A 23,520-nucleotide genomic window follows, 5' to 3' on the forward strand; every position below is an offset into this window, starting at 1 on the left:
TCCCCCTTCTGCTGGATGGCGTAGGGAGCATCTGTCTGCGAAGCGCCCGGCCACGGGAAGGCAAGCGTGATGGTTCCGCCTGAGACGGCCTCGATGGGGATTGCCAAGCCGACATGTGCACCGAAGAAGTCACCCTCCATCACACGCGCCCAGCTGACGTTCTGCCCGGTTACGGCTTTCGAGCCAGTAGCAATCGAAGCCGTGCCGCCGCTGATCAGGTCCTCATTCGCCATTTGCAGCTCCCTTGGCCGGCGTCTTCTTCGCTGTCGCGACCCGCAGCTTGTCCTGCAGTTCGACGATCTGCGCGTTCATCTCGATCTCGCGAGCGCTGGCCTCGTCGACCGCCTGCTTTGCGTTCTGAAGGAGCTGATCGCGATCAATGATGTGCTGCGCCAGGACCGCGACACGCCCTCGGAAGTAGGCAAGCTGGTTCTCCGCCTCGCGCAGTTGCGCGGCGGCGCTGATGGTCATCGCATCGCTCATGAAGTGTCCTTCCGGCAGTGGCCGGCCTATGTTGGAAACGGAAGTGTGCAGTCGGTCAGGCCGACGGAGGCAGGACCTTCTTGCCGACGATCGCCGTCATCGTTCGACGTCCAATCTGCAATGCGCTCGGACGGTCACTGCTGATCAGAAGCTGAAGGTTCTGCGTTCCGGCCCCGGAGATGATCGTTCCGCCGAAAGCGATCGTTTTGCCGAGCGGCGTCTGCTCATCGAAGGAGACCGTCGCATCGCCGAGAAACTGAGCGCCCCAATAGATTTCGACGGTCACATCTACCTTGGGATTTCCGCCAAGATCCGTGATCCTCACGCGAACATCCCCGGCAACGCGAACGCTATCGCGCGCTGTCTTCGTGACGGAGAGGAAGCCGATTTGCGACGTGCCCGTCGTATGGGGAAAGCTATTGGCCATGCTGAACGTCGGCATCGACATGGCCGCTTCCTGAGCAAGCGCGCTCGTCAGAACGCTGTTGTCGAGAAAGGTGATCTTGTCCGTCGTAATGTTGCGGATGTAGCCGGCATCGATGTAGAGGCCGCCCGCATCGACTGCGAAGATCTTGGTGCCGGTCTCGTCGTTCCCGACGGCCACGGCAAACAGACCGGCGTTGACGATCACCTCCGGCGGCTTGCTTGGATCGGAATAGGTCTTGAAGAACATCCCGGCCGACCGATAATCGTCTGCCGTCCCGAAGCGGGTCTGAATGGCAGCCAGCGCATAACCGGAGCCGTTCGCGTTGACCGTCTCGAACCTCATGCGGGATTGCGCGATGGCCGAGCCCACGGTGCTGCGGATACCAAGGATGGCCTCGCCTTGGGTGGTGATCGTTTCGCCTTGCTGCGTCACAGTGCCTGTCAGTACCGACAGCGCCTCGAATGAGGCTTTATCGTCAAGCTCAAGCTCGATCTCGTTGATGATGTCGCCCTGAAGGGTGATGACGTCGCCGATCTGCGAGACCTCGGAGACCAGCGATGAAAAGACCGTCGAGCCGATCTTGTCGGACAGCGACGTCGCCAGCGTCATCATATCCGCCGACAGGCTGGAGATGCTGCCCTCGGCTGCCGTCACCCGTGCAATGGTTGTTTCGACGACCGACGCTGACGCCTTGTCCTCCAGCTCGGCTTCAAAGGTTGTCACACGCTGCGCAAGAGCCTTCGTGTCAGACGTCGCGACGTCGATCTGCTCCTGAAAGCGCGCACGGAGCTTGCCGGCTTGACTGACCAGCTCCCGGCGAAGCTGCTTCTTGTCCGAGTAGTTTGCGAGGTCCTGCTCGGAGATCCCCAGCGCCAGCGCCTTGCGGTCCTCGATCAGCTTGCGGATGTTGGTGTCGCGCCACACCCATTCTTCGAGCGCAGCAAGCTCGCTTCCGATTGCCTGCGAGATTTCCTGCAGGTGGAGATCTTGAGTCGAGAACCGAATGTCATCCGTCGTGACCGGCAACCAGGCGCTGGGCTCCGTTTCAACCGACAGCGAGTTTCGAAGAAGCCTGCCTTGCGCCTCATACTCCGTCGCCGGCAGAAGCCACACGCCTGAGAGAATCCACGCATAGGGCGCGGCATAAAGCTGCTGGTCACTGTCGAAAACGATGGCGCCAGTCTCTTTCAGTCGGACTTTCACCCAGACGTTCCGTACGTCGTCAAGGTTGGCAGCCGCCGTCACGCGGATCGCCGGCCGCCGCGCAAGGCCGCTTGCATCGAGGATGGTCGTCGCAGTGACCGTCCAGCCTTCCATAGGCTGCGCCGGCACCGGCATCGTGCCGAGATAGCCGGAGGCGAACGGCAGCTCAAACGTCGGCGACCAGTCATAGTCGGCCGGGTCGATCTCGCGGATCGTCACCATTTGATTCATCGTGACTTCGCCCTGGATTTCGACGACGATGAACTTCTTGTTGACGTAGCCATTGCGCAGCGACGTCCATGCGATCACGTCGTTAGGCTCCAGCACCCACGCCTCAGGCGGTAGCCAAAAGCGGTGCGTGCGGAAACGACGCTCCTCTTTGATCATCGCGCGGCGTATGCGCTGCGCCTGGCGCGGGAACGGCACAGCCGGAAGCTGGACGTCAGCCGGCAGCACCCGGTTGCCGTCGATCTCAAACAGCGACTTGCCCGTTGCGTCATCGATGATGCTCTTGGCAGACAGTGCCGGGGCATCCTTCGTGACCCACTTCTCTTCCGGGTTCGGGTAGCTGATGTTGATCTGGTTGACGGTCTTGTCGAGCGTCGGAAACGGCTCGAAGGTCTGGCCCTTCGTGATCTCAATATCCGCATCGGTGAAGCTGAAGACCGCCGCACCAAACGCGCCGACCTGGATCTTGAACACGCCACCGACTTCGGCGATACGCGCATTCGCGGCTTCCCGCAGAGTGTCGACCACCTGAAGCGGCACCATGTCACCGGTGATCTCAAGGCCTGCGCGAAACTGAGGTTCCGTCTGCGTTCCGGGGATCTCGATGAGGCGTCCAGCTTCGTTCGCTGCGGCGATCCAGTTCGACGCAGGTAGGCGCGAGGCGGCGAGGTTCTGACCGCCGAAGAACCATTCGTTCTCATAGCGCAGGCCACGGACGACGTTGTAGGTCAGCACGACAGCATTGACCGACGGCTCCCAAGTGGACTGATCGTCCCACCGTTGAGGGCCGCTACCGCCGTTCGTCGAGTCCTTGCGGATGTCGTAGAGGGGAATGCCTCGCGACACGAACAGCGCTTCCGGAACCGTATTGAAATACTTCGGCCGGTAGCGGTACGTCATGATGGCGTAAGGGACGCCGCGCCCGATCATGCTCGACAGCCATGGGCGGTCCTCCAGATCGCCAAACTTCTCCATCAAGAAGGGGTCTGTGGTGGTCTGCGTACCGTTGTAGAACTTGATCCACGCGTAATCGTCGATGCCGCTGCCAACATCGCCATCCCGATCGTCGTCGTCGCGAAATTCCTTAATCGGATAGCCGTTCTCATCCGGTGCTTCACCGGTCAGGACCGTGACCTTCTGGTCATCGATCCACAGTTCCAGATCCTGCAGAGCCGTCTTCGACATCGGCAGATTGCCAAGTTCAACGACCTGCGAAATCATCGCATTCGGGGTCTTTCTGAACTCGCCCCATGTCTGTACGTAATTGCGCTTCCCGGCCGTCGGGTAATAGCCAATGACTGTCGACACGGGGATGTCGTCGCCAATCTGGATGTCCAGCTTGACGCCAATGGCCTTTTGCTGCGGCGTCTTGGTCAGGGCCTTTTGCAGCAACGATACAGCGACATTAAAGACGAGGCCGAGAACGATCTTGGTGATCGCGCCGGCGCCTGCGATCGCCGTCGATATCACGGAAGCAAGAGCGGCAAGCGGACCCGCATGCGCAGGCTCCGCCGCCGTCAGCACCAACCATGCGACGTTCAAAAGCAGGATAAAAAATTTCATGGATTATCCGACGCGAAAGGCGCGCGTTGCGGCGGCGCGGTCGATGTGGTTGATGCCGTTTGGGGCAAGTGTGAAGATCCGCTCGCCGTTGAGAACGCCAAGGGAATGGCCGAACGGCGTGTCGACAGGCATCGCCATGATGTCGCCGATGTGGGCTTCGGAAGGGTGATCATACTCAGGGAGGTAGGCAGCGACCATGTCTGCAAGATCCGTGAAGCCCGCTGCTCGCATCACCCGGTAGGCCGACGCTGCGTCGTCGTAAGCTCCATCGAACTCGGCGTAGAGGTTCTCTCCCGTCAAGACCTCAACAATCCGGCCGGCAAACTTGCAGGCGCAGTCGTTTGTCTTCCAGTCGAACGGCGTCCGGCGCATGTCGTCCAGAACATCGTTGAACGGCCCGATCCACAATGGGCGACGTCTTAGCTCAATCATCTTGCCCCCAATTTGGCTTCCAGTTCTTCACCGCGCCGGCGTACTTGTTCCACTCGTCGCCCTGCCTGCGCTTCTGCTCTTCGGCCGAGGATTTGGCGGGGTTCTTCCGTGTCAGCATCGAGATGGCGTCGGACTTCGTGTTGATCTTGACGCTGCCATTGCCGCCGACCGGCGGCGTCTCGATCGGCGATCCGTCTACTTCTCCGAGCCAAACAAGCTCAGGCGGTGCGACAAGCAAGCGAGACGCCGGATCGAGAAGAGCGTCCCATATCTCGACCTTGGCTTGCCGGATGTTGCTGCCACGAACGACTGTCTGAATGGCTGGCGAGATCTGGCCGGCTGTCACTGTCACGGTCTGGATCGTCAGGCTGGCAACGCGCGGGATGGGACTGACGACAAGGTTGATGCCGCCGAAGAACAAGCGGGTGGAGGTGTCCCCGGTCAACCCGCTGGTGACCGTAATATCCTCGTCATCATTCTCGGACCAGAAGCTGACCGGCGCGACCAGCTCGCCTGTGGTATGCGATCGCCCGGTAATGCTCACCAGCTTGCGAGGCACGATCCCGCGTTCGCGCGCATTGACGAGCGCGGCGTAAAAGTCCGGATGAGGGTTTCTCATTTCTTCTGGATCACCTTAAAGCCGGCGCCCTCTGTGTGCAGTTTGCGGCCGGTTCCAGGATTATGGGACCCTGGGACGATGCCGCACTTGCAGTAGGGCTTGGCAAGCCGGATGCTGAGACCGGCGCTAATGCCTGATGGAAGATGCGGGAAAACGCCGATCATACCTGTGACGCCAGAACCGTTCGCCGCGACGGTCTCCGAGATCTCGAAGAAGCCAACACGCTCAGGGTTACTGCCGTAAAGGATCGTAAGCTTGTCACCCAGCGTAAGCACGTAGCCGGCAGGTAGACCCGTGAAGGAAAGAGAAGCCCGATCCGTGGCGATGCTCAAAACCTTCACCGCGGCATTACCGAGGATGGCGCCGGTGCGATCTGACTGAGGATAGAGCGATAGCGGATCACTCAGGTAGATCGCCTCTTGCGTGCCGTGGAGCTTGCGGATCTGCGCGGCGATCTGCTTGGCGCGGTCGTTCGTCAGAAGGATCAGCTCGACGGTCGCCATCCACAGGGGGCTGGAAAGCTCTGCTTGCCAGATCCGCCCATCACCGCCAGCAGACATCTCATCGTTCCGCTGGATGTCCCAGATGACCGTCGAGATTGCCAGTTGGTCAGCGAATGCGGAAAGCGAATATGGATAGACGACTGTCATCGGGCAGCCCTGTTGTAGGGGTTGCGGTTATACTCATGGAGCCTCTCCGGCATATACCGGTCATAGTCGTCGACAGCGTCGCGCGCCTCTCGCTGGCTTTCCTCGACGGCGATCCTCTTGACGTAGCCCTTGAAGTTGCCGTCATCGTCAACCGAAACACCGACATCAACCTTGACGCGGTCACTCCCCCGGCCAGCTGCATTCTCGTTACCTGCCTGACGGATCGTCGAGCGTCGATCTGGGGTATCGACAGGGCCTCCGACCAGGCCACCGGCCGCATATCCAGCCCAGCCGAGCCGCATGCCCTCAACAGCGCCGATACCGCCCGCTCTGGCAATATCCATCTGCGACCAGACGATCTCACCCTTGTGGACGACGCCGGCCGGCTCGTTGATGCCGCCCGGTCCGGTATAGCCACCGCCTGCTTTGCCCGTGAGCAGGAAGCTGCCTAGCGTCGTGTTGGGTGCCCAAAGCGAACTGGTGGGGCTGATACCGCCAAGAAGGCTGCCAAGACTACCCAGAAGGCTGCTCGGGCTGTTGGCGCCCGATGCTGCCGACATCAGCTGCTGGCTGAATTGTCCAAGACCCGTGCCGAAGTCGCCGACCCCCTTCATGGCGGTCGTCGTGGCGTTCGTCAGGCCGCCGAGGTTGGTTGCAGCCTGATTGCTGTTGGCTGCCATTCGCTCAACAGCGGCCGCCGCCGTGTCGGAATCCATGCCTTTGCTCTGAGCGCCAGGCCATAGAGAGCGTTGGCTGGAGTTCAGCCCGCCCTCCCAAGATCCGCCGCCCATGCCGACCTTCTTTCCGGCGAGATCGAAATGCATGCTGTCCACGGCGCCGTACTTGCCCTTGCCGCCGCCGAAGTAACCACCCCAGCGGAAGTCTTGGGCAAGTTCCGGGTACTTCTCCATCTGAACAGAGCGGGCCGTCTGCGCGAACTGCTCATAGGTCCGGAAGCTCGATGCGTCCTGGTAGTTGCCGAGCATCTTACCGGATGACAGGTCCGTCAGCTTGACGTCGGTCGCCAGCCCTTGGCCGTGAAAGCGAGGATCGCCCGGACGGAAGCCGGACATGGCATCGACCTTGAACCCCGGGAAGCGCTGCGCGGCCGTGTTCAGAATGTCGGTCAATTTCGCATCGACGCCGCTTTTGTAGTTGCCGACGAAGCTGAGAGCCGATCCAGCCGCACTCCGGACGGCATTGTCGTTCGCAGCAGCAGCGACCGTGCTCGCAATTCCGGCACCGGCCGAGGCCGCAGACGTGGATGCAGCGGCCGCAGGCGCTGCGGCAGCGCCGATCAGGCTGAAAATACCCGTGCCGGCCGTCGAGCCGCTTCCCGGCTTGCCGATTATGCTGCTGACAAAGCTGTCGATCAGGCTGTCAGTGATCCGGTTCGTCACCTTCATGAGGCCGTTCAGCAACGCGTTGCCGAAGGCTTCCCCGATGCTGTCGCCCTGCTCAAGCCCGTCCCGAAAATCGGTGAAGAAGCCTGTAATGCCCTCACGCAGCGACGCCAGCTGCATGTTCTGACGCATGATCAAAGCGTCTTCCGACGACAGATCAACAGTCAGCCCGGCGCCGCGCTGGCGCGATGCAATCTGCTGGTCTTGGGACGAGCGATAAAGCTGGTCACGCTCGAACTGCAGGTCGTTCGACAGCTGCGCTCGCGCCCGTGTTTCGGCGAGGCGTCCATGGGCGGCAGCCGCCTGATTGACAAGCTCGATTTCCTGCCCAAAGACTCGCTGGAACTCAGTCTCGGATGTGATGCCGTTGCGAGCAGCTTCAGTGCGTAGCTGGGAGAGGAGGGAATAAGCCGTCTGCAGCTCGGCCGTCTTGCCAACGGTCTGTCCAATGACGGCGACTTCAAGCTCCTGCTGGCGGATACCGTCCTGGATCGAGCGGACGCGTTCCTGCTGGGCTTCGCTCAGTTGATATTCCGCCTGGATGCGAGCCTGCGTACCTGCCATGGCAATCCGCGACTGGCGGGACGGTCCGTCCTCACCATCTACAATCTGTACACCGGCTTGAGCGCGCGCCGCCGCTTCCTTTTCAGCCGGCGACTTGGCGCGCATGGCCGCCATATCCGCATCATATTGGCGCACGCGCTGGCTCTGCGCCTCTTTCAGTTCGTATTCAGCACGGGTGAGAGCCTGCGTCTCCGCAAGTTGGATTCGCATACTTCTCGTAGCTGTGGATTCGAGAGGGTCATACGAATTTTCTTCTCTCATTCGCGCTGCAGCTGCATGCTCGGCCGGGGTGCGCGCTCGCATTTCCAATGCGTCAAGCTCAGCAGATCGATGCATCGTCAGCTGCCGGAAGTCCTGATCGGCTTGAAACGCTGCACCTACCGCGCCGTAGTTCCGGCTACCTGCGTTCTGTACCGCGCGCTGGATGCGTTCCATTTCCTGCAGTGCGTATGAACCCTCACGGAACTTCTCAACCAACTTGCCAAGCTCGTCCGCCTTTTTTGCGTATTCGGGATCAAGGTCCGCAGTCTTGTAAAGGCTATCGTAAAATGCTTCGAAGTCAGGCTTACCGTCCTTAAATTCCTTGCGAAGCTTTGTGATGGCATCGTTGAACGGTTTAAACCCTGAACCTAGGAAAGCCCCGCCGTCGGCTACGTAACTCCCTCGATTCACGCCTCCGATTGCAATTCCACCAACTTCAGAAAAGAATTCTTCCCCTGCAACTTTCGTGGCGTTCCGCAGTCCGCGAACATCCGATCCCGCCTGAAACGAAAGTGTGCGAATGCCTTCGGCATTGTACCCCTTCGCCATTTGGATGAGTGAACCGTATCTGGTTTCAAGCTGCTTGAGCGTGTTCTCGTGGCGCTCGAGAGCCTTTTCGAGGCTCTTGGCATCGCCTTCGGCATCCGTAAGGCCCATCCCAAACTGGATCGCAGCTGCAGCACCCGCCGTGAGACCAATTGTTGCAAGCGACAGCGGGCTGACCAATCCAGCAAGCGCCGCGCCGGTTGTAGCTGCAGCCTCTTTAAGGCTCATGCCAGCATATGCTCCGGCAATCTGAGAGCCCTGCTGGAGGCCAATCATGCCGGCATTCATTCCGCCGGCGGCGGTCACAGCGACATCTTGAAACTGGAACATCGCATTTGTCGCGGCGTGGTTCGGACTGTTGTCATTGACGGGATTGCGATCCAAGCTGGCCACATACTGCTCGTGACGAGCGCGCGCCATCGTCTGCGCCTGAGCAAGCTCTGTCGTGCTGATTTCAGCGCGGTCGGCAAGCATTGCATATTCCGCCAGCTCGCTATTCAGCCGTGCCTGAGACGTTCCAACCGGGTCGAGTTGAGCCCGCAGCATCGTCGCCTTCTGCGCGAATCGTTCCGCCTCACGCGCCGCCTCCTCAAACACAGCAGCAGAACCGCGCGCGGAGGTGCCATTGCCGTTGACTCCCAGGCGCGCGTTCAGATCGCTGGCAAACGCACCGCCTGTCTGCATGGCGCGAAGTCGCTCCATCTCTTCCCGACGAGCAAGCTCTTCGGCAAAGACGGATGCGGAGTCAGATGCGCGACCGCCCGCAGCGGCACCCACGCCGAGCGTCCGGTTGATGCTGGCCTGCGCCTGCGAAGCCGCCTGTTCTGCCGCCTGGGCCAGACGCGCCTCAGCTGCCATGCGCTGGTAGGATTGCGCTAGGTCGTCGACAGCTGCGCTCTGAGCCGTGATCCGACCGTTGGCCTCAGCGATCGCCTGGGACAATGCGGCGTTGCCCTTTGCAACAGAATGAGAGGCGTCGGCCGCTACGCCGTATTTCCGCGAAAGGTTTTCCACGGCAACCGAGGCCTGCTCTGCGGACAGTCGCCCCTTGTCAAGGCCTGCGCCGACCGTCTTGAGGCCGCGGTCAAAGTCTGCCTGGGCGGCATACCCTGTCACGAACTGTCGCTTGATCCGCTCGATCCCGTCGGCGGCCGACGAGATCCTTGTGTTGGTCGATGCCGCCGTTGTTCCGACAGCTTCCATGGCCTGCGCGGCCTGCCTGCCGGACTCAGACATAGCCCGATCCGCAGCAACTTTGCGATTTGCACCTGCGGCATATCCATTCGCATCGAAATCAGCTGAAACGCGGAGGCTGCGAAGTTCAACGGCCATAGCTTTACCTTTTCTAACCATGCGCTATCGTCGCCTCTCGCAATAGGAGAGGGATGACTATGGTTCGCAGAGCGCTACTAACGATTGCTCTTTTGGGACTGGGTTCAGGTGGAGCCACGGCTGGCGATCTGATCTCCGCCTGTGAGCAGTCGCTTGCGGATCATCTTGTGGCGCCAGCGGGCTATCATCGTGTCAGTGCAACCCAAACACAGAAGACAGTAAGCCGGGACGACTACCACAGGATGCTGATCGCGAAGATCGACTACAGCTACGAGAAGACCGAGCAAGGCCTTCGCGAGTACGATGCAGGCAAAGTCCCCGAAGAATTTTCTGTGCATCTCGTTTACGATGCACCCAACGCGTTCAACGCGCCAGTTCGCGGAGTAGTAGATTGCGTCTATGTCGCATTCGATGGCGACGTATCGGGCGCAAATGGTGCAAATGTGCGCCTGATATTCCCTTAATTTTCAACCGCTGGTCTTGGACGCTTTCGCCTTCTGCGCCTCAATTTCCAGATGCACCCCATCCAGAACGCCGATGAAGCGCCTGAAATGCTCGAACTCGTCGAGCGTGAGTCCATGGTCCCGAGCGTACTGGCTCATCACCATGTACGAGATCGGACTCTCGCCCCCCATGGCGCCATACTGCCGATCAAACCGGATGGCATCGAACGCACGGAAGTAGAATTCGTGCCAGGGGCGAGGCTCAAAGTCCTCGTCCCCGCCCTCATCTTCAGCCGTTAGCCACCCCTCGTCGGGGTAGGCTTCGGCAATCTCATCGATCCACGACTGGTGTTTCGCAGCCCCCGAGCGCTCTATGCGGTCTCGGAAGGCTGCTCGAAGTTTCCCGCTTCGTCCTCGTCGTATTCGACCTCGACCTCACTGACAGCCGCAGCGCACCATTCAACAGCCGAAATGACGTTCCGGTATTCCGGGTTGGTCATGATGTCGGCGGCCGCCGTCCGGTCATAGGCGACATCGAGGCCGCGCCAGCCGTGAAGGAGATGCTCGTGGTAGAGCTTGCCGAGCTCGACGAGCAGGACGTTCGGCGGTACCGGCTTCTTCTTGTACTTCCGGCCCAGCCGTTGCATCAGGAGTTCGCGCTGCGTCCGGTAGACCGGCAGATGGAGGGACGAGACGTTGAACTCGACGCCCGGCCAGTCGGGGAACTCGATCCAGTCGCCCTTCTCTTCGCGGGTCAGGTCGGCCTTGAGCGATGCAAGCTTGACGGTCATTTCACTTCGTCCTTGTTGGTGATTTCGATGGTGACGGCGCCGTGAACGACTTCTGTGAGAAGCTCCCGGCCGTCGTGAGCGACATTGCCTTCGGGCGTGATCACGTGACGCTTTACCCAGCCCTCGCCAGCATCCGCTGTAAGAGCGCTCGTCTCCTGCCCGTTGAGGAAAATCTTCACCTTCTTCCGGTCCCCTCGCAGCATGCAGTAGGCGCGGTATCCAGGGTCGTCCTTCTCAGTTGAAAGACGTTGATAGCCAGCCGGCGCGTGCCCGGAGGCAAGCGCCACACCAGGCAGCACGGCGACGGCTGGGGCGGCCTTCAGGAAACTACGCCTATTCATCGATCGCATCCGCCTTCGGTTCATGAAGCTGCGTGCGCGGGACAATCAGCCCCTTATCGCGCATCAGCTGAGCGTAGGTTTCGGGGACCGGCACGCTCTCGACGCCAGCAATGAAGCGGACCTTCGTCTTGTCGTCCGGATAGCCGTCGAAGCTCTCTGTCGGCGTGAAGGTGACGAGCTTCTCTTCAGGCTTCTTGCTCATGCAACAGCCCTCGTCAGTGTCATCGACGCGGCCGTGGTCGGATCGAATTTCGCCTGGAAAGGCATTTCGATGATGACCGACTGATTGTTGCCGCGAACCATCGGGCCGCCGCTCATGCCCTTCATCTTCGGGATGGTCAGCGTGTACTTGGCGCTGGAAGCGGCGCCGAGGGTGAGCGACAGCGACAGGTCGTCGTGGTTCAGGATGGCGTTGTAGAGATCAAGGTTCTCGAACAGCGCCGTAATGGAACCGGTCACGTCGAAACGGCCGAGACCATGGCTATAGGTCTCGTACTGGCCCAGGACGTCGTTCGCATAGATGTTGTTGTTGATGCGGATGGAAGCTGCCTGAAGCTTCGGGGATGCCGCAACGCCACCGATCGTCAGCTCGCCGATATTGAGAGCCGCATTCAGCACCGGCGTGGTGGTGGCCGCGATATAGGTCGCACCCGTGATCGGACTGGTTGCCGGCGCCGGGCTGCCGAGACCCATCACGCCAAAGTTGGCCGTGATGAACGCCTTGGCCGTCAGCTGCAGATCGAGCGTATTGATCCGGCAACCGCGGTACCGCGTGTAGGCGTCCGTGCTGCCCTGCTCGAACGTCTTCTCGAACGCCAGCGTCTTCGGCATCTTGCCGTTCTTCAGCACATCCGAGGACCATTCCGAGCAGAAGAGCGCGGCGAGCAGATCGTCATAGGTGCCATAGCTCAGCACGCCGTTGACCGGGCCCGTGACCGAGCGGCCGACGTCGACGATATCCGACACGTTGCGATCGTCGCGGATCTCGTCGGGGATGGACGTCTGCTTGTCGAGCACGATGCTTTCGCTCGTGTAGCGCAGCGCCTTCCACGAGGGAGTGGCGGGGATCGTGCCGATGGTGGATTCGACAAGATAAGCAAGCCGCGTCTGCGACCCTTCAGCAACTGTCATGGCTGTTCTCCAGGTAAGGCCGCTCTACAGCGGGATCGGCAAAATGCCGTTTAAAATCTTTCAGGTCGTAGTTCGGGGGAGCGCCTCGACTCGCTGATAAACCCATGGTTTGTTTTCGACGCGCAATCGAAAGGAGTCGAAATGATTGAAGCAAGTTCACAGCCGGCCGGCGGCATACGTATCGAGATAAACGGTCAGACCGAGGAACTGCCGGCTGACAAAGCAAGCGCGTTCATATCCGTGATGCTGCACAAGATGCAGCAAAAGGCGGCTGAGCTCGGGGACAACACCCCCACCGGGGGCGCTATCCTTTATCCCGATGCAGTATCCGTCGAGACCGACAAACAAAGTGGCGAGCAGCGACTGCGGTTAGGGTTCGGAAAGGCGCTTTTCGTGATTTCGATGCCTCCAGGCATGCTCAAGAATGTCGACAAAGCGATAGAGGAAATCTAAGCGCTGAATTTGAAGGTCTGGAAATCGTCAGTCCGAGGATCGAAGAGAACGAAGTCCATATCAGGCACGCTCGCTATTTTGCTGGTCTGAGTAGACGAGCACGATGCAGCTTCTGAAAGGGTTGCTGCGTCGGCCTCTTCTGCGGTCTGAGACTTTGATAGGCTAGGCTGCGTTTTCATCTGTCTATCTCCTTAGACATACTGCGCTTGACACCAGGCTGGACAATCCAACCCATCAACTGCGGTTACGCGCTCGTGTAATCCTGACGGTCCCACGTGATCGTGGCCGTCATGGCGTAGTAATTCCCGAACGTGCGGCCGGGGTCGCCGGCGCCGATCGACATCTGGCGAGGGTGAAGGTCTTCAAGCGGACGCTCGCGGAAGAGCATCGTCAGGCGCTCGGCAATGCCCCGCGCTTGGCGGCTGCCGGCATCGTTCGGCGTCATCACGTGCAGATAGATGACCCCGGACTCCATCCAGAGATTGTTGCCGGGTGCGCCGACGGTCTGCTGCTCGAGCAAGTCACCAACGACCTCGACGTATACGAACGGCGCCGGTACATCCGGCGTATCAAAGCCGTCGTTTTCCTCGGAAACCGGCGTCTCCGTCCATTCGGTGAGGCGAGCCATGATCAGGTCGTAGGCACTGAGGCTGGACATTCAGAACACCATGTTCATGACGACAGAGGGATAGGTGATCGGCATGCCCTTCTGCCGGTCTTTGCGGGTGCCCTCGCGCTTGAGGACGTATGGCATTTGCGGGTGGACGCCCGCGCGGATATCGAGCCACTTCGTCTCGAACTGGAAGGCAGCCGGCGTATTCCGGCCCTCGTTGCCGAACCGGCGAGCAGCATCACGTTTTGCGCCGTCGAAGATGGCAAAGCGCTTGGTGCTGAGCTGTCCCGTCTCTGCCTTGCGGACATACGGCTGAAAATTCGTGATCACGACCTCAGCGCGGCCGCTGATAGCGTCGAAGTTCGTCACCGGCACTTGATCAGCCAAGACGATGAACGAATCCCTGAACCGTCCTGAGCGCGATGGCGCACGCTGGCGAAGACGGTCGAGCACGAAGGTGATGACCGGCTCCCACAGCGCAAATTCGTAGATGATCGGACCAGGCGCGACGACCTCATCCTCGGACGATGCGGCGCGGCCATTGACGTAGATGTCATAGACCTTGCTCGCGCCCGCGTTCTGCGCCTTGTGAAGTTCCTGCCGGGCAAAGACGGCCAGCGCCTTACTGATCTGCTCTGGATCAAGATCCGCTGTCGCAAGCTGCAACTCACGGTCAAACGCGTCAAAGCGAGCCATCAGCCACGCACCAACAGTGTGTAGCGAACCAAGGCACTCTGCATCCGGATTGGCTTTGGGATCTCGATGTTAAGCTCGCGCCCCTCTACGAGGGCCTTATCGCCCTTTTTGAGGGGGACAAGGCCATCCAAACCTGTCGGGCTGACGATAACCACCAGATCGGTTAGCTTGATATCACCAACGAGTTCATCGTTTTTCACCGGCCGGACGAAAGCATTGACCGATACCTCATGCATTTTGGCTCGCGGGCTGCCATCGTAGCGATAGAGAGATACCGTTTCGCCTGTCAGCGCCAAATCCTTATCCAGCTGGGCAACCGCTTCTTGTGCTGTGAACATCACGGACCCAACAGGTTGCGATACCGGATCAGCTGCCCCGCAACTACGGGCGGAACAGCAGCTTCACCGGCGCGGCCAGGAATCGCCCCGACCCAATAATCTCGTTTCGTGCGCATCACGTCCGGGACGTCGATTTCCTCGCTCTTTAGCGAGGGATCACGTGCGCGCTCCAGCCATGCGAAGCGGAAAAAGTCGAGCGCGGCCATCTTGAGGTCCGCCGGCACCTCTGCGAAACCGGCCTTGTACGTGACGACAAGCTTTCCGGAGCCCCAGGATACGACGCGATCGTCGTAGAGGCGGCGCACGATCCCAGCCTCCGGGTCGACGTAGTGGTCGCTCGCGGTCAACACTGATCCGCTCACATCAAGCGAGACGATCTCTACCTCGTGACGTCGCGCAAGCAGCAGATCTTCGCCGCGAATGCCGCGAAACGTTTCTCTCAAAGTTTCCTGCAGCAGAGTGGGCGCAGACCCCGCTGCAACCGCAATGTTACATTCCGCGCAAATCGCCGCAGCGACACGCAGGTCCATCGCCTCAAGCAGCGCATCCTGAGAAACGTCCGTCGTGCGCAGACCAGCCGCAACGCGGCGCTCTTCCGGCGTCAGAAGCGCAAGTTCGGTCGCCGGCGTGACGATTTGTAGGATGCCCCGCATCAGGCCTGCGCCTCGGACGCGGCCTTGAGCGCAGCCTGAAGTGCCGCAACGACGTCGGCCTTGGTCCGTGCGCCGGCAACATCGATGCCCCGATCGGCGGCAAGAGCCTCAAGCTCGCCGCGCGTCAGCTTCTCGAAATCGATCAGCTCCGGCGTCTCCGGCTCCGCAAGTTCCGACGCGTCCGCATCAGTCGTGCTCTGCGCCGCGATCAGATCAACGGCGAAGGACCTCGCCGCTGGGAGGTTCGGAAGAAACCCCTCGTTGAGGATGACGCCGCCAGCATCGACGACATCGAAGCCACCGCCAAGAGAGGGTATCGCCTGCAACCCGCGCGGCATTTCTTCCGGGGACGGATGGCGAAACACTTCGACCTCAAGAAGGCCGGCCTCTGCGATTTCCTCATCCGTGGCAGCGACGCACGTGCCCATGGCGATGCTCGACGTCGCGGCGGAATACGGAAGGGTAATGATTTTGCCGGCTTCGCGGCCGATCAGTTGGCGAACGAACATGGGGGATCCTTCTGCTGGAGCAAGGCACCGCCGACGAGCGGCGGCGCGTCAGCAATCAGTTGATGATGGCGGAGGGCGGCGTTGCCTGCTGGTAGCGAAGATCGACCAGGATGAACTCGGCCTGGGTGATGTTCGCGGCATTCGAAGCGCCGGTGGTCAGGAAGATGCAGTCGAAGCCGTTGGCGATGTCGAGCTGCGCAGGATCGACCTCGAAGATCACCTGCTTGTTCTTCACTGCCGCGTCCGTGGTGTAGCTCACCGCGTCACCGCGGCGGATCAGCGTGTCGCTCAGCGACGTGTCGAGGTTCGCCCAGATCGGCACGGCGTTGACCAGAGCCTTGGCGCCCGTGCCCGCCACGTCCGTTGCCTGCATGATGGCAAGGGCAACGGTCGCAGCGTTGCCCTGTGCAAGGTGCACCTTGACGTAGGCCTTGCCGCAGCTCTTGAGGCTGATGATATCCGAAGCGCGGCCGGCAGCATCGGCCGCCGGCGCAAGGGCTTCGACCAGCTTCATCTGCTGGGGAAATGTAAACTTGGTCATTTCATTCGTCTCCTATGACGATCTAGTGGAGGCCGAAGTGCCGGGCGAAACCCGGCGCCTCGTGTTACGCGCGGGTTTCAAGCGTGATGAACGGGCTCTGGGTGGCCGTGCCCTTGTAGGGCGTCATCGGGTTCGACCAGATGGGCTGGCCGTTGAACCGGTAGACGAAGCGGAAGCACGTTTCGTCGTAGATGAAGCGGACATGGATGGACGACGCGAACTGCGTCGGACCCTTGTCGATGGCGAGGTACTGCGACAGGTCGACCAGCATGATGTCGCCAGCCGTGCCGAGCGTTGCGGCGTACTCGACGGGAATGATCGGGCGGCCCATCAGGGTCGCATACTGGCTGCCGTTCGCGCCGGGTGGCGTGAACATGATGGCAGGAGCCGCAATGCCGCCGACATTCTCCGTGCCGGCCGCATTCTTCACCTTGATCACGAACTGATAGAGCTGCGGCTCGACGTCCTGGTTGATGACCCAGACGGCATTCTTGCGCGACCGGGCCGGCATGCGGGCCCACATCTTCAGGATGTTTTCGGCGACGATGGTGCCAGCCAGCTGGCCGGCTTCCTTCGGGACGGTGATCATCGAACCGCCGTTGAGGAAGCCGAGCGGCATGCCGGCGCCGGTACCGTTGATGATCGCATCTTCGATCTTGAACAGGAACTCGTCGGCGAAGGCCTGGCGCAGCCACGATTCGAGCGCCGTGGAATCCTGCAGAAGCTCGTCGGTCGCGTAGCAGAGGCCGGTGAGCTTATCGAGCTCCATCTTGATGCGACGGAACTTCGGCGTGCTGTCACGCTTCAGGCCGGCTTCGGCGGTCCAGAATGACTGGATGCCACCCCAACGCGAACCATTCGCCCGGCTCGTTTCATCGACGCCATTCATGTGAATGCCGTTGGAGTTCGGGCCGATGGGAATGCGACGCACACGACTGGCGATTTCGCCGCCTTCGTAGGTGTTCTGCAGCAGTTCGTTGGAGAAATCGGTCTGCACGAGGAAGCCGCCATCAGCCGCAACGCCCTCCGACATACCGGTCGGGCCCGCAAAGATCAGCCGGGGGTCGGCATTGCCGCGACGATCGGGGTTGGCTGCACCGGCAATCGCAAGCATCTGTTCTCCGAGCGAGGAGAACCGTGCCCCTTCCCGCCCCTGGGCATTGTTGCGATCTGCGTTTTCGTTCGGGTCGATCACACTGCCGACGGAGCGTTGACGCTCCATCTGGCGTTCGGCGCGAACGATCTGATCGTCGAGAGCGGTCAGCTCGGCAGAGATCGCGTCGTCGCGAGTTGCCTCCTGATCGGTCAGGCCGCGGTTTTCCGACGCCGCCAGATCGAAAGCGCTCTGCGCCTCCTTGACGAGATCGGCACGCTTCTGGCGAAGAACTTTGATTGTCATGTACATGCTCCGTTGATGAGAGAACCGGGCGAATGGGGCGCAGGAAGTCAGCCCACTGTCCCGGCGATCGTGGGGCGCTGAAGAAATGTCGGTTGGATGCGGCCAATCGTGTCAGGGCCGCGCGGTATCAGCCGTTTCGCGACCGATGGGCATGGCGCCGGCGCCGGAATGCATCTCTATCGCTCTCAGTTGAAGACGGAGCAGCCGCATCGAGGGGGCTATCGCCTTCCGGCGGCTCAGATGGAGGAATATCCGGGGCAGCGGTAGGTTCTTCCAGTTCGGTCGTCCCGGCCGTTGCATGCAGGATGGTGTCATGATCTGCGCGAGGGCCAGACGTCGTTTTCATGGAGGCGACCCGGCGCAACGTCTCGTCGAGCGTGGCAACCCGGTCGGCCATGCCGAGCTTGACGGCAACCTTGTCCTTTTCGACGCGCCCCTCTCCGAAACCACCGACGACGTCAGCAACCTTGACGCCCCGACCGCGCGCAACGTCCGTCGTGAAGTCGCGATAATAGTCGTCGATCTGCGCTTGCAGCGCCTGCGTCGCCTCATCCGTCAGCGGCTCGTACTGGTTGCCTTCGACCTTGTACTTGCCGGCCGAGATGAAGGTGAACTTCACCCCTTGCGCTTCGGCAGCCTTCGAAACATCACGATGCAAGCCGTAGACGCCGATCGAACCGACCTGACCTCCGGGCGTCACGACGATCTCGTCGCAGGCCGACGCGATCCAGTAGGCCGCTGACGCTGCAAGGCTGTCCACCTGAGCGATGATTGGCTTCTGCCCCCGCGCCTTGAAGATCTCGTTTGCCAAAACCTGCACGCCATGGACGTTTCCGCCAGGGCTATTGAAGCGCAGCACGATGGCCTTAACCGAAGCATCGCCCATTGCGTTGCGGAAGCTCCGCATCACGCGCTCGGTCGACGTTCCGCCCGGCCCGCTGATGTCGTCGACCTCGGATGCGTGCTGGGCGATGATGCCGAACACGGAAATGACGGCTATCACAGAAGCGACCGGCGCTGGCGCTCCGCCCTCACCCCGACCAACGATGGCCACTTGATCCAGTGAGGTTGCGCTGAACAGCGTCGCAACGCCGTTCGGCTCACGCTCACCCTTCAGTGCTGCGATCTCGCTGGGCGACAGACGGATGCCCTCGGCACGTCGCTCCACGACTTCCGCAATCGCTTGAAGCCGGTCGGGTGTGATTGCCCAGGGGTGCTGGACGATGGCGGCGTGAAGGTGGGGAAATCTAATTGTCATCATCAGGCTCCGGGGCAATGTCAGAGATTGAAGGGCCGCCGTTATGACCGATCAGGGCGCTGGCCGTGTCGTCGGGCTGGTGGTTCGGCATATTGTCGGGCGTTGTGGTGTTAGTCGGGACCAACGGTTCATCAAGGCCATCCAGCGGATTGTACCCCAGTGCCTCACGCGCCTCATTGCGGGTGAGAATACCGTTGAGCACAAGGCGCGAGAAGAAATCCGCCTGCGCTTTGGAGTCCCCCGCGATCAAAGGCTCAACATCGAAAGCGGCCTCGTAGATGTTCGGCGCGAGAATGAGGTCGCGGCGGATCGCGCCCGTCCAGCAACTCAGCCACGGCATCAGATTGTTGCGCACGAACGCCAGCATGATGGCTTCGACGCCAGTGCCCCAAGAGCTCGTCTTGGTCATGTGGTGCAACAGGACGAGCGGCACATCGAACCAGCGCGCAATTTCCTCGATCTGGAATTCACGGGTCTGCAAAAACTGCGCTTCCTCGGAATCGAGGCTGATGCTTTCGAATTTGGCACCCTGCTCGAGGATCGGCGTCTTGCTGGCATTGCCCAACCCGGAGAAGTTCGCATTCCACTGCGACTTGAACCGCTCGAACGCCGCGTCGCTCATCTGCTTTTCAACGGTCACGACGCCGGAGGGGCGTGCCCCGTTGGAGAACAGGCGAGCACCGTGCTCTTCGGCTGCAAGCGCCAGGCCGATGGTTTCCCTTGCATAGGCAACCGGGCTCACGCCAACCAGCCCGCCGGGTGCCATATGCGACCGGAGATGCAGAATCTCGTCTTGCAGCAGGATCCTGTTTCCCTTGATGGGATCGGCGACCAGATAGCGAATGCTCTGGTCACTCAGCCGCTCGACATGCACGCGATCGGGGTGGATCGGCTCGAGGCTGTTGGCAAAACCGCGCGGCCCAGAGAGGATCTCGGAATAGGCATTCCCTCGCAGTGCGAGATGCCCCATCATCATGGCCTTGAAGTCCCATGCCGACTGCCAGTGGTTCGGCTGATACTCCAAAAGATCGTTCAGCGGGTGCGATGGAGCCTCCGAACGTTTCTTCGTCACAGGGTCGCGCTGATACATTCGCAGCGGAAGCGTCGCGACGGTCTTCGACAAAAGACCGATGCAAGCGTAAGCGGCCGACACACGCATCGCGCCGTCTTCGGTCACGCGGCGACCGGACAGGCTCATACTGGACACGCCGCCACCATCGTACCAACGATCGTCGTCGGCCGGCGGCGGCTTGCTGTCGGACGAAGCGCGCACGCCTCCGAGCATCGCCGAGAACAGACCCATGCTTAGCGTCCGCCGCGTACAGTGCCGAGAACGGCAAGGCCGACAAGGATACCGCCAGCGACCATGAACCCGGCTGGTGGGTAATGCAGCCAGGCGCCGTAGCCCGACAGGGCGGCGCCGCAGATGCCGATGATCTCGCGGCCGGTCTGGCGATCAATCTTGATCGACGATGAAACGGCCTTGGTGTCTTCTGTCATCAGGCTACCCTCAATCCACGTTCTTCATAGACGGACCGGCCGGCCGCCTCGGGGTTGGTAATCATGACCGTGACGGCATCAAAGAGCGCCATGGCCGGGTCGATCTTGGCGTCGCCAGCGTTCTGCTTCGTGGCCCGGATCGCGGTGGCGGTAGGCTCGATCTTGATGTTGCCAATGCACCAATCCATCATGCGGCTGGCCGAATGCACGAACGTGCCGTTGGCCAGCTTTCGCTCCGTGGTCTTGATGGCGTTCATTAGCTTGTAGCCCTGCCCGACGCCCTCGATCTGGCCGCCCTCCGGCGTGATGCCAATCTTAGCAAGCTCCTCAACGAACTCACCGTACGGACCCTCGTTGTCGATCGCGACGCAGGCGAGCAGCCCGGCCTCGTTAATTTCTTCGATGATCTCGATGATCTCGCTGACGTCCTTCAGCTCGTCGTCGACGATGGTCAGGTCACCATCCGCCTTGAAATCCAGAAGGGTCGAGGCAATCGACTGGCGCCGATCGAGCACACCCTCATGACACCATGCGCGCGACACGCTGAGCCAGCGCCTCGTTTCCTTCTCGCGACCGAGTGCTGCAAACCCGAACAAGTCGTCGAGCCCTCCACCGTCGATGCCGACCACGATGACTTCCGAACGCTCCATCAGCGTCTTCATCGTGAGGGTCGCATCCGCCCGTCGATCCCAGAACTCCGCCCCCGGCCATGCATCGGTCTTGATGCCGATGCCGATCTCGATGTTCAGATGTTGGCTCGCCCAGTTGCGAATATCACGCTCGCCCTTGACCCGCTCGCCTTCCCAGTCGAGAACCAGACTGTGAAGACGCATTGACCGCCCGAGGTTCGGCATGACCATCCCCCAGTTCGCTGGGTCCTGCCACTTGAACGGGTCAGTGGCGATATCATCCGGGAACTCATAGAGGATCGGCAACATTGCCCGGATCAGCTTCCCCCGGTAGTCGCCGTTGCGGATCTTGCGCGCCGTGATCAACTCGTCGCGGAACACGCCGGCGGGCGCCGCAACGCTCTGCGTCGTGATGATGATCAGCAGGCCTTCGGCATTTTTCTCCAGGCCGCCGCGGATCTGGCGCATGACCTGCGCCGCATGCGGGTTGCGTCCGAGCAGATGAAGCTCGTCGAGCAGGACGACAACGGGCATGGAGCCCGTCAGAATGTCCAGCGCAAAAGTTTTCACCTTCATCATCGAGCCGTTCAGAAGATCCTCAATCCGCTTCTCGTGCCAAACGATATGGAAGCGTCCAGACCGACCGGGGCCGCCGTAGAGTTCTGGCGCCGCCTGAATCATGCCGGCAGCCTGCAGAAAGGCACGGTCGGACACAGACTGCGTCGGCCCGATGAACAGCATCTCGGCATTGTGCCGGCGGTTCATCAGCATGGCGACGATGATCAGGCCGCCGCTGTAAGTCGTCTTCGACTGCCCCTTCGGCACAAGCACAAAGATCTCGCGGATCATGCGGATATGCTCGACCGGGTCGTAGCAGCCGAAGGCCGCCCGGACGATGCCGCGGAACCATGGCCCGCAGGCGTCGCGCATCTTTGGCTGGCCGATGACATCCGGCAGGCGAAGCTCGTCGAAGATCTCGACGGCCAAGTCCGCCTCTTCCTCGAACAAGGGCAGATCCGGGATCAGGGATTGACCGTTGCGGATCCGGTCCTCCCAGTCGACGCAACTCAGATCCCATCCGACGGGCTGGCGGACATGAACGCTCATGTCAGTTCAGCTTGTCGCTGTCGGTTGTCCGCATCGCCATCAGGCGGCCGAGCGGCGTTGCGGTATCCGGCGTGCGAGCGTCCTGCAGGGCCTGCTCCTTCTTGCCCAGCTTCACTGCCTTCTTCGGCTGGCTCTGCTCGGCGACACGGCGGGCGAAATCGCTGTCGGCAATCGCAGCCTTGTCGATCTTCTTGCCCAGCTCCTTAATCGCCGCCACGTTGCCGGCCTCGACCTCCTCGTAGAGCCGCAAGAGCACCGTACCCTCCAACTGGAAGCGCGCCGTTTGTCGGCAGGCCAGCTCACGAAAATAATGTTTGCGTAAAGTCGGCTCTGTGATGCCGAGGGCGGCAGCGATCTCCGCTTCCTTCCGGCCCATCGCGAGCAACAGTCTGACTTTGCAACGCTTTTTGTCATCGACCAGATGAGGCGGGCGACCCCGCTTTCCCCAGCCTTCGGGAACCTCATCGCCGAAGAGGTCAAAAACAGCAGGCATAGAAAAAAAACCTCTCGCTCGCACCCAAGCGGTTGGGGCCCTAGGACCCTGTGGACTTTCGACCCCCTACCCCCTGTGGCGCATCTGCCACAGTCCGGTCAGGTCCGCCCCTCCGATCCGGACATCGCGTTGATGCCCTGCATAAGACCCTCGACCTCGGCCCTGACCTCGGGCCGGGCATGACTGATGAAGCTGTCTTCGAGGATTACTGTCCCGCGCCGACCGATCAGTTTGGCGGTGGACGACCGCCTCAGAATACCGATCACCTTGCACCTGCGCGCGACTGCGGGCCCACGTCTTTCTCGGATGCCATTGGCCAGCCAGCGGGCGATGTCGTTGGTGGCTGTGACAACGATGACATCGCCGTCTGGCAGTGCATCGATGAAAGCCTTGGCCTGATCCATCTGCTCACCCATCAGAACCGCTCCGCCATCCGCTTGGCACGCTGCGCCAAGGTCTTAGTCGTATGGCACGAGCCGCAGAGAAGCCTGATGTTCGAGGGATCGAGCAACGGTCCGCCATCTTTCACCTCAACGATGTGGTCGCCGAAGATCCGAGTGTTGATCCGACCGCACCCCACCTCTTCGCACCGCCGGCCTCGCTCAGCGATCAGGCGGCTCATCAGCAACCGCCATTCCGGAGACAGGTAGAAGGCGTCCGCCGTCTTTGGCTTTGGCTTGACAGCGCGGGCGTCGATCTGGCGGATGGATGACTTAATGGAGCGAAGGCGCATACTTCTAGAACACAAAAGGCGACCTCTTGGCCGCCTCATCGTCTGGTCATAGCTTTCGCACTGGCCCTGAATCGATGCCTCTTATGAGGCTTTCAGGGCTGGGTCCTACCGGTGTACCGACCCGGAAGCTTTCGCTTCACTCGCCTCTGGTCGCATTGCCATCGGCTCTAGGGCTCACAAT

General features: G+C 60.9%; 27 protein-coding genes. 2 read left to right on the top strand and 25 right to left on the bottom strand.

All coding sequences use genetic code 11. From position 1 onward, the window contains the following. Positions 1-222: 222 nt before the first annotated feature. Genes BSG19_RS02685 through BSG19_RS02710 form a run of 6 tightly spaced genes read right to left on the bottom strand, consistent with a single transcriptional unit; the run spans position 223 to position 9,063 of the window. The gene (locus BSG19_RS02685) at positions 223-483 is read right to left on the bottom strand and encodes a hypothetical protein (RefSeq protein WP_092984584.1); all 261 of its coding nucleotides are present in this window, start codon (positions 481-483) and stop codon (positions 223-225) included. 55 nt (positions 484-538) lie between these two features. Further along, on the bottom strand, positions 539-3,904 hold the full coding sequence (locus tag BSG19_RS02690; protein WP_092984586.1) for a phage tail protein: 3,366 nt from the start codon (positions 3,902-3,904) through the stop codon (positions 539-541). 3 nt (positions 3,905-3,907) lie between these two features. After that, positions 3,908-4,336, bottom strand: a complete 429-nt coding sequence (locus BSG19_RS02695; RefSeq protein WP_092984588.1) for a DUF6950 family protein — start codon at positions 4,334-4,336, stop codon at positions 3,908-3,910. Next, the gene (locus BSG19_RS02700) at positions 4,329-4,955 is read right to left on the bottom strand and encodes a hypothetical protein (RefSeq protein ID WP_092984590.1); all 627 of its coding nucleotides are present in this window, start codon (positions 4,953-4,955) and stop codon (positions 4,329-4,331) included. Before BSG19_RS02700 ends, BSG19_RS02695 begins: the two co-directional genes overlap by 8 nt. Next, positions 4,952-5,605, bottom strand: coding sequence for a hypothetical protein (locus tag BSG19_RS02705; RefSeq protein WP_092984592.1), 654 nt, complete (start codon positions 5,603-5,605; stop codon positions 4,952-4,954). Before BSG19_RS02705 ends, BSG19_RS02700 begins: the two co-directional genes overlap by 4 nt. Next, positions 5,602-9,063 (bottom strand): phage tail length tape measure family protein, encoded by a 3,462-nt coding sequence (locus BSG19_RS02710; protein WP_139274713.1) that lies wholly within the window; start codon positions 9,061-9,063, stop codon positions 5,602-5,604. Before BSG19_RS02710 ends, BSG19_RS02705 begins: the two co-directional genes overlap by 4 nt. Before the next feature lie 701 nt (positions 9,064-9,764). On the opposite strand from BSG19_RS02710, the gene BSG19_RS02715 reads away from it, so the two are divergent. After that, positions 9,765-10,175 carry a hypothetical protein gene (locus tag BSG19_RS02715; protein WP_092984596.1) on the top strand — a complete coding sequence of 137 codons (411 nt, stop codon included), beginning with the start codon at positions 9,765-9,767 and terminating at the stop codon, positions 10,173-10,175. Positions 10,176-10,178: 3 nt separating this feature from the next. Here BSG19_RS02715 and BSG19_RS25945 read toward each other — a convergent pair whose 3' ends face one another. The 5 genes from BSG19_RS25945 to BSG19_RS02735 form a co-directional block, all read right to left on the bottom strand. Beyond that, positions 10,179-10,319, bottom strand: coding sequence for a hypothetical protein (locus BSG19_RS25945; protein ID WP_170865836.1), 141 nt, complete (start codon positions 10,317-10,319; stop codon positions 10,179-10,181). A gap of 206 nt (positions 10,320-10,525) precedes the next feature. Beyond that, positions 10,526-10,945, bottom strand: a complete 420-nt coding sequence (locus tag BSG19_RS02720) for a hypothetical protein (protein WP_092984598.1) — start codon at positions 10,943-10,945, stop codon at positions 10,526-10,528. Then, positions 10,942-11,286: a hypothetical protein gene (locus tag BSG19_RS25645; protein ID WP_139274714.1), complete on the bottom strand. Its 345-nt coding sequence runs from the start codon at positions 11,284-11,286 to the stop codon at positions 10,942-10,944. Before BSG19_RS25645 ends, BSG19_RS02720 begins: the two co-directional genes overlap by 4 nt. Further along, positions 11,279-11,488 (bottom strand): hypothetical protein, encoded by a 210-nt coding sequence (locus tag BSG19_RS02730; protein ID WP_092984602.1) that lies wholly within the window; start codon positions 11,486-11,488, stop codon positions 11,279-11,281. Before BSG19_RS02730 ends, BSG19_RS25645 begins: the two co-directional genes overlap by 8 nt. Continuing rightward, positions 11,485-12,417 carry a phage tail tube protein gene (locus BSG19_RS02735; RefSeq protein WP_092984604.1) on the bottom strand — a complete coding sequence of 311 codons (933 nt, stop codon included), beginning with the start codon at positions 12,415-12,417 and terminating at the stop codon, positions 11,485-11,487. The genes BSG19_RS02730 and BSG19_RS02735 overlap by 4 nt, the downstream gene beginning before the upstream one ends. A gap of 141 nt (positions 12,418-12,558) precedes the next feature. Here BSG19_RS02735 and BSG19_RS02740 point away from each other — a divergent pair, with 141 nt between their 5' ends. Further along, positions 12,559-12,870 carry a hypothetical protein gene (locus BSG19_RS02740; protein ID WP_092984606.1) on the top strand — a complete coding sequence of 104 codons (312 nt, stop codon included), beginning with the start codon at positions 12,559-12,561 and terminating at the stop codon, positions 12,868-12,870. Positions 12,871-13,114: 244 nt separating this feature from the next. Here the strand turns inward: BSG19_RS02740 and BSG19_RS02750 are convergent, their stop codons facing one another. The 14 genes from BSG19_RS02750 to BSG19_RS02815 form a co-directional block, all read right to left on the bottom strand. After that, a complete protein-coding gene (locus tag BSG19_RS02750; protein WP_092984610.1) occupies positions 13,115-13,528 on the bottom strand; it encodes a hypothetical protein in 414 nt (137 codons plus the stop codon). Further along, positions 13,529-14,179, bottom strand: coding sequence for a hypothetical protein (locus BSG19_RS02755; RefSeq protein ID WP_092984612.1), 651 nt, complete (start codon positions 14,177-14,179; stop codon positions 13,529-13,531). After that, a complete protein-coding gene (locus BSG19_RS02760; RefSeq protein ID WP_092984614.1) occupies positions 14,179-14,517 on the bottom strand; it encodes a hypothetical protein in 339 nt (112 codons plus the stop codon). The genes BSG19_RS02755 and BSG19_RS02760 overlap by 1 nt, the downstream gene beginning before the upstream one ends. Continuing rightward, on the bottom strand, positions 14,517-15,170 hold the full coding sequence (locus tag BSG19_RS02765; protein ID WP_092984616.1) for a hypothetical protein: 654 nt from the start codon (positions 15,168-15,170) through the stop codon (positions 14,517-14,519). Before BSG19_RS02765 ends, BSG19_RS02760 begins: the two co-directional genes overlap by 1 nt. Beyond that, positions 15,170-15,679 (bottom strand): hypothetical protein, encoded by a 510-nt coding sequence (locus BSG19_RS02770; protein ID WP_092984618.1) that lies wholly within the window; start codon positions 15,677-15,679, stop codon positions 15,170-15,172. The genes BSG19_RS02765 and BSG19_RS02770 overlap by 1 nt, the downstream gene beginning before the upstream one ends. 55 nt (positions 15,680-15,734) lie before the next feature. Then, positions 15,735-16,220: a hypothetical protein gene (locus BSG19_RS02775; protein ID WP_092984620.1), complete on the bottom strand. Its 486-nt coding sequence runs from the start codon at positions 16,218-16,220 to the stop codon at positions 15,735-15,737. Positions 16,221-16,284: 64 nt separating this feature from the next. Next, complete coding sequence (locus tag BSG19_RS02780; RefSeq protein ID WP_092984622.1) at positions 16,285-17,619, bottom strand: phage major capsid protein; 1,335 nt, start codon at positions 17,617-17,619, stop codon at positions 16,285-16,287. Between the two features lie 127 nt (positions 17,620-17,746). Beyond that, positions 17,747-18,880 (bottom strand): S49 family peptidase, encoded by a 1,134-nt coding sequence (locus BSG19_RS02785; RefSeq protein ID WP_244529065.1) that lies wholly within the window; start codon positions 18,878-18,880, stop codon positions 17,747-17,749. Further along, positions 18,867-20,180 carry a phage portal protein gene (locus BSG19_RS02790; protein WP_092984626.1) on the bottom strand — a complete coding sequence of 438 codons (1,314 nt, stop codon included), beginning with the start codon at positions 20,178-20,180 and terminating at the stop codon, positions 18,867-18,869. The genes BSG19_RS02785 and BSG19_RS02790 overlap by 14 nt, the downstream gene beginning before the upstream one ends. A gap of 2 nt (positions 20,181-20,182) precedes the next feature. After that, positions 20,183-20,377, bottom strand: coding sequence for a hypothetical protein (locus BSG19_RS02795; protein ID WP_092984628.1), 195 nt, complete (start codon positions 20,375-20,377; stop codon positions 20,183-20,185). Next, positions 20,377-22,113: a terminase large subunit gene (locus BSG19_RS02800; RefSeq protein ID WP_092984630.1), complete on the bottom strand. Its 1,737-nt coding sequence runs from the start codon at positions 22,111-22,113 to the stop codon at positions 20,377-20,379. The genes BSG19_RS02795 and BSG19_RS02800 overlap by 1 nt, the downstream gene beginning before the upstream one ends. Position 22,114: 1 nt before the next feature. Beyond that, positions 22,115-22,606: a helix-turn-helix domain-containing protein gene (locus BSG19_RS02805; protein ID WP_092984632.1), complete on the bottom strand. Its 492-nt coding sequence runs from the start codon at positions 22,604-22,606 to the stop codon at positions 22,115-22,117. Positions 22,607-22,704: 98 nt separating this feature from the next. Then, positions 22,705-23,022 carry a hypothetical protein gene (locus BSG19_RS02810; protein ID WP_092984634.1) on the bottom strand — a complete coding sequence of 106 codons (318 nt, stop codon included), beginning with the start codon at positions 23,020-23,022 and terminating at the stop codon, positions 22,705-22,707. After that, positions 23,022-23,228, bottom strand: coding sequence for an HNH endonuclease signature motif containing protein (locus BSG19_RS02815; protein ID WP_244529066.1), 207 nt, complete (start codon positions 23,226-23,228; stop codon positions 23,022-23,024). The genes BSG19_RS02810 and BSG19_RS02815 overlap by 1 nt, the downstream gene beginning before the upstream one ends. Positions 23,229-23,520 lie beyond the last annotated feature (292 nt).

This window comes from Rhizobium sp. NFR03 (assembly GCF_900111275.1).
Taxonomy (GTDB): domain Bacteria; phylum Pseudomonadota; class Alphaproteobacteria; order Rhizobiales; family Rhizobiaceae; genus Ferranicluibacter.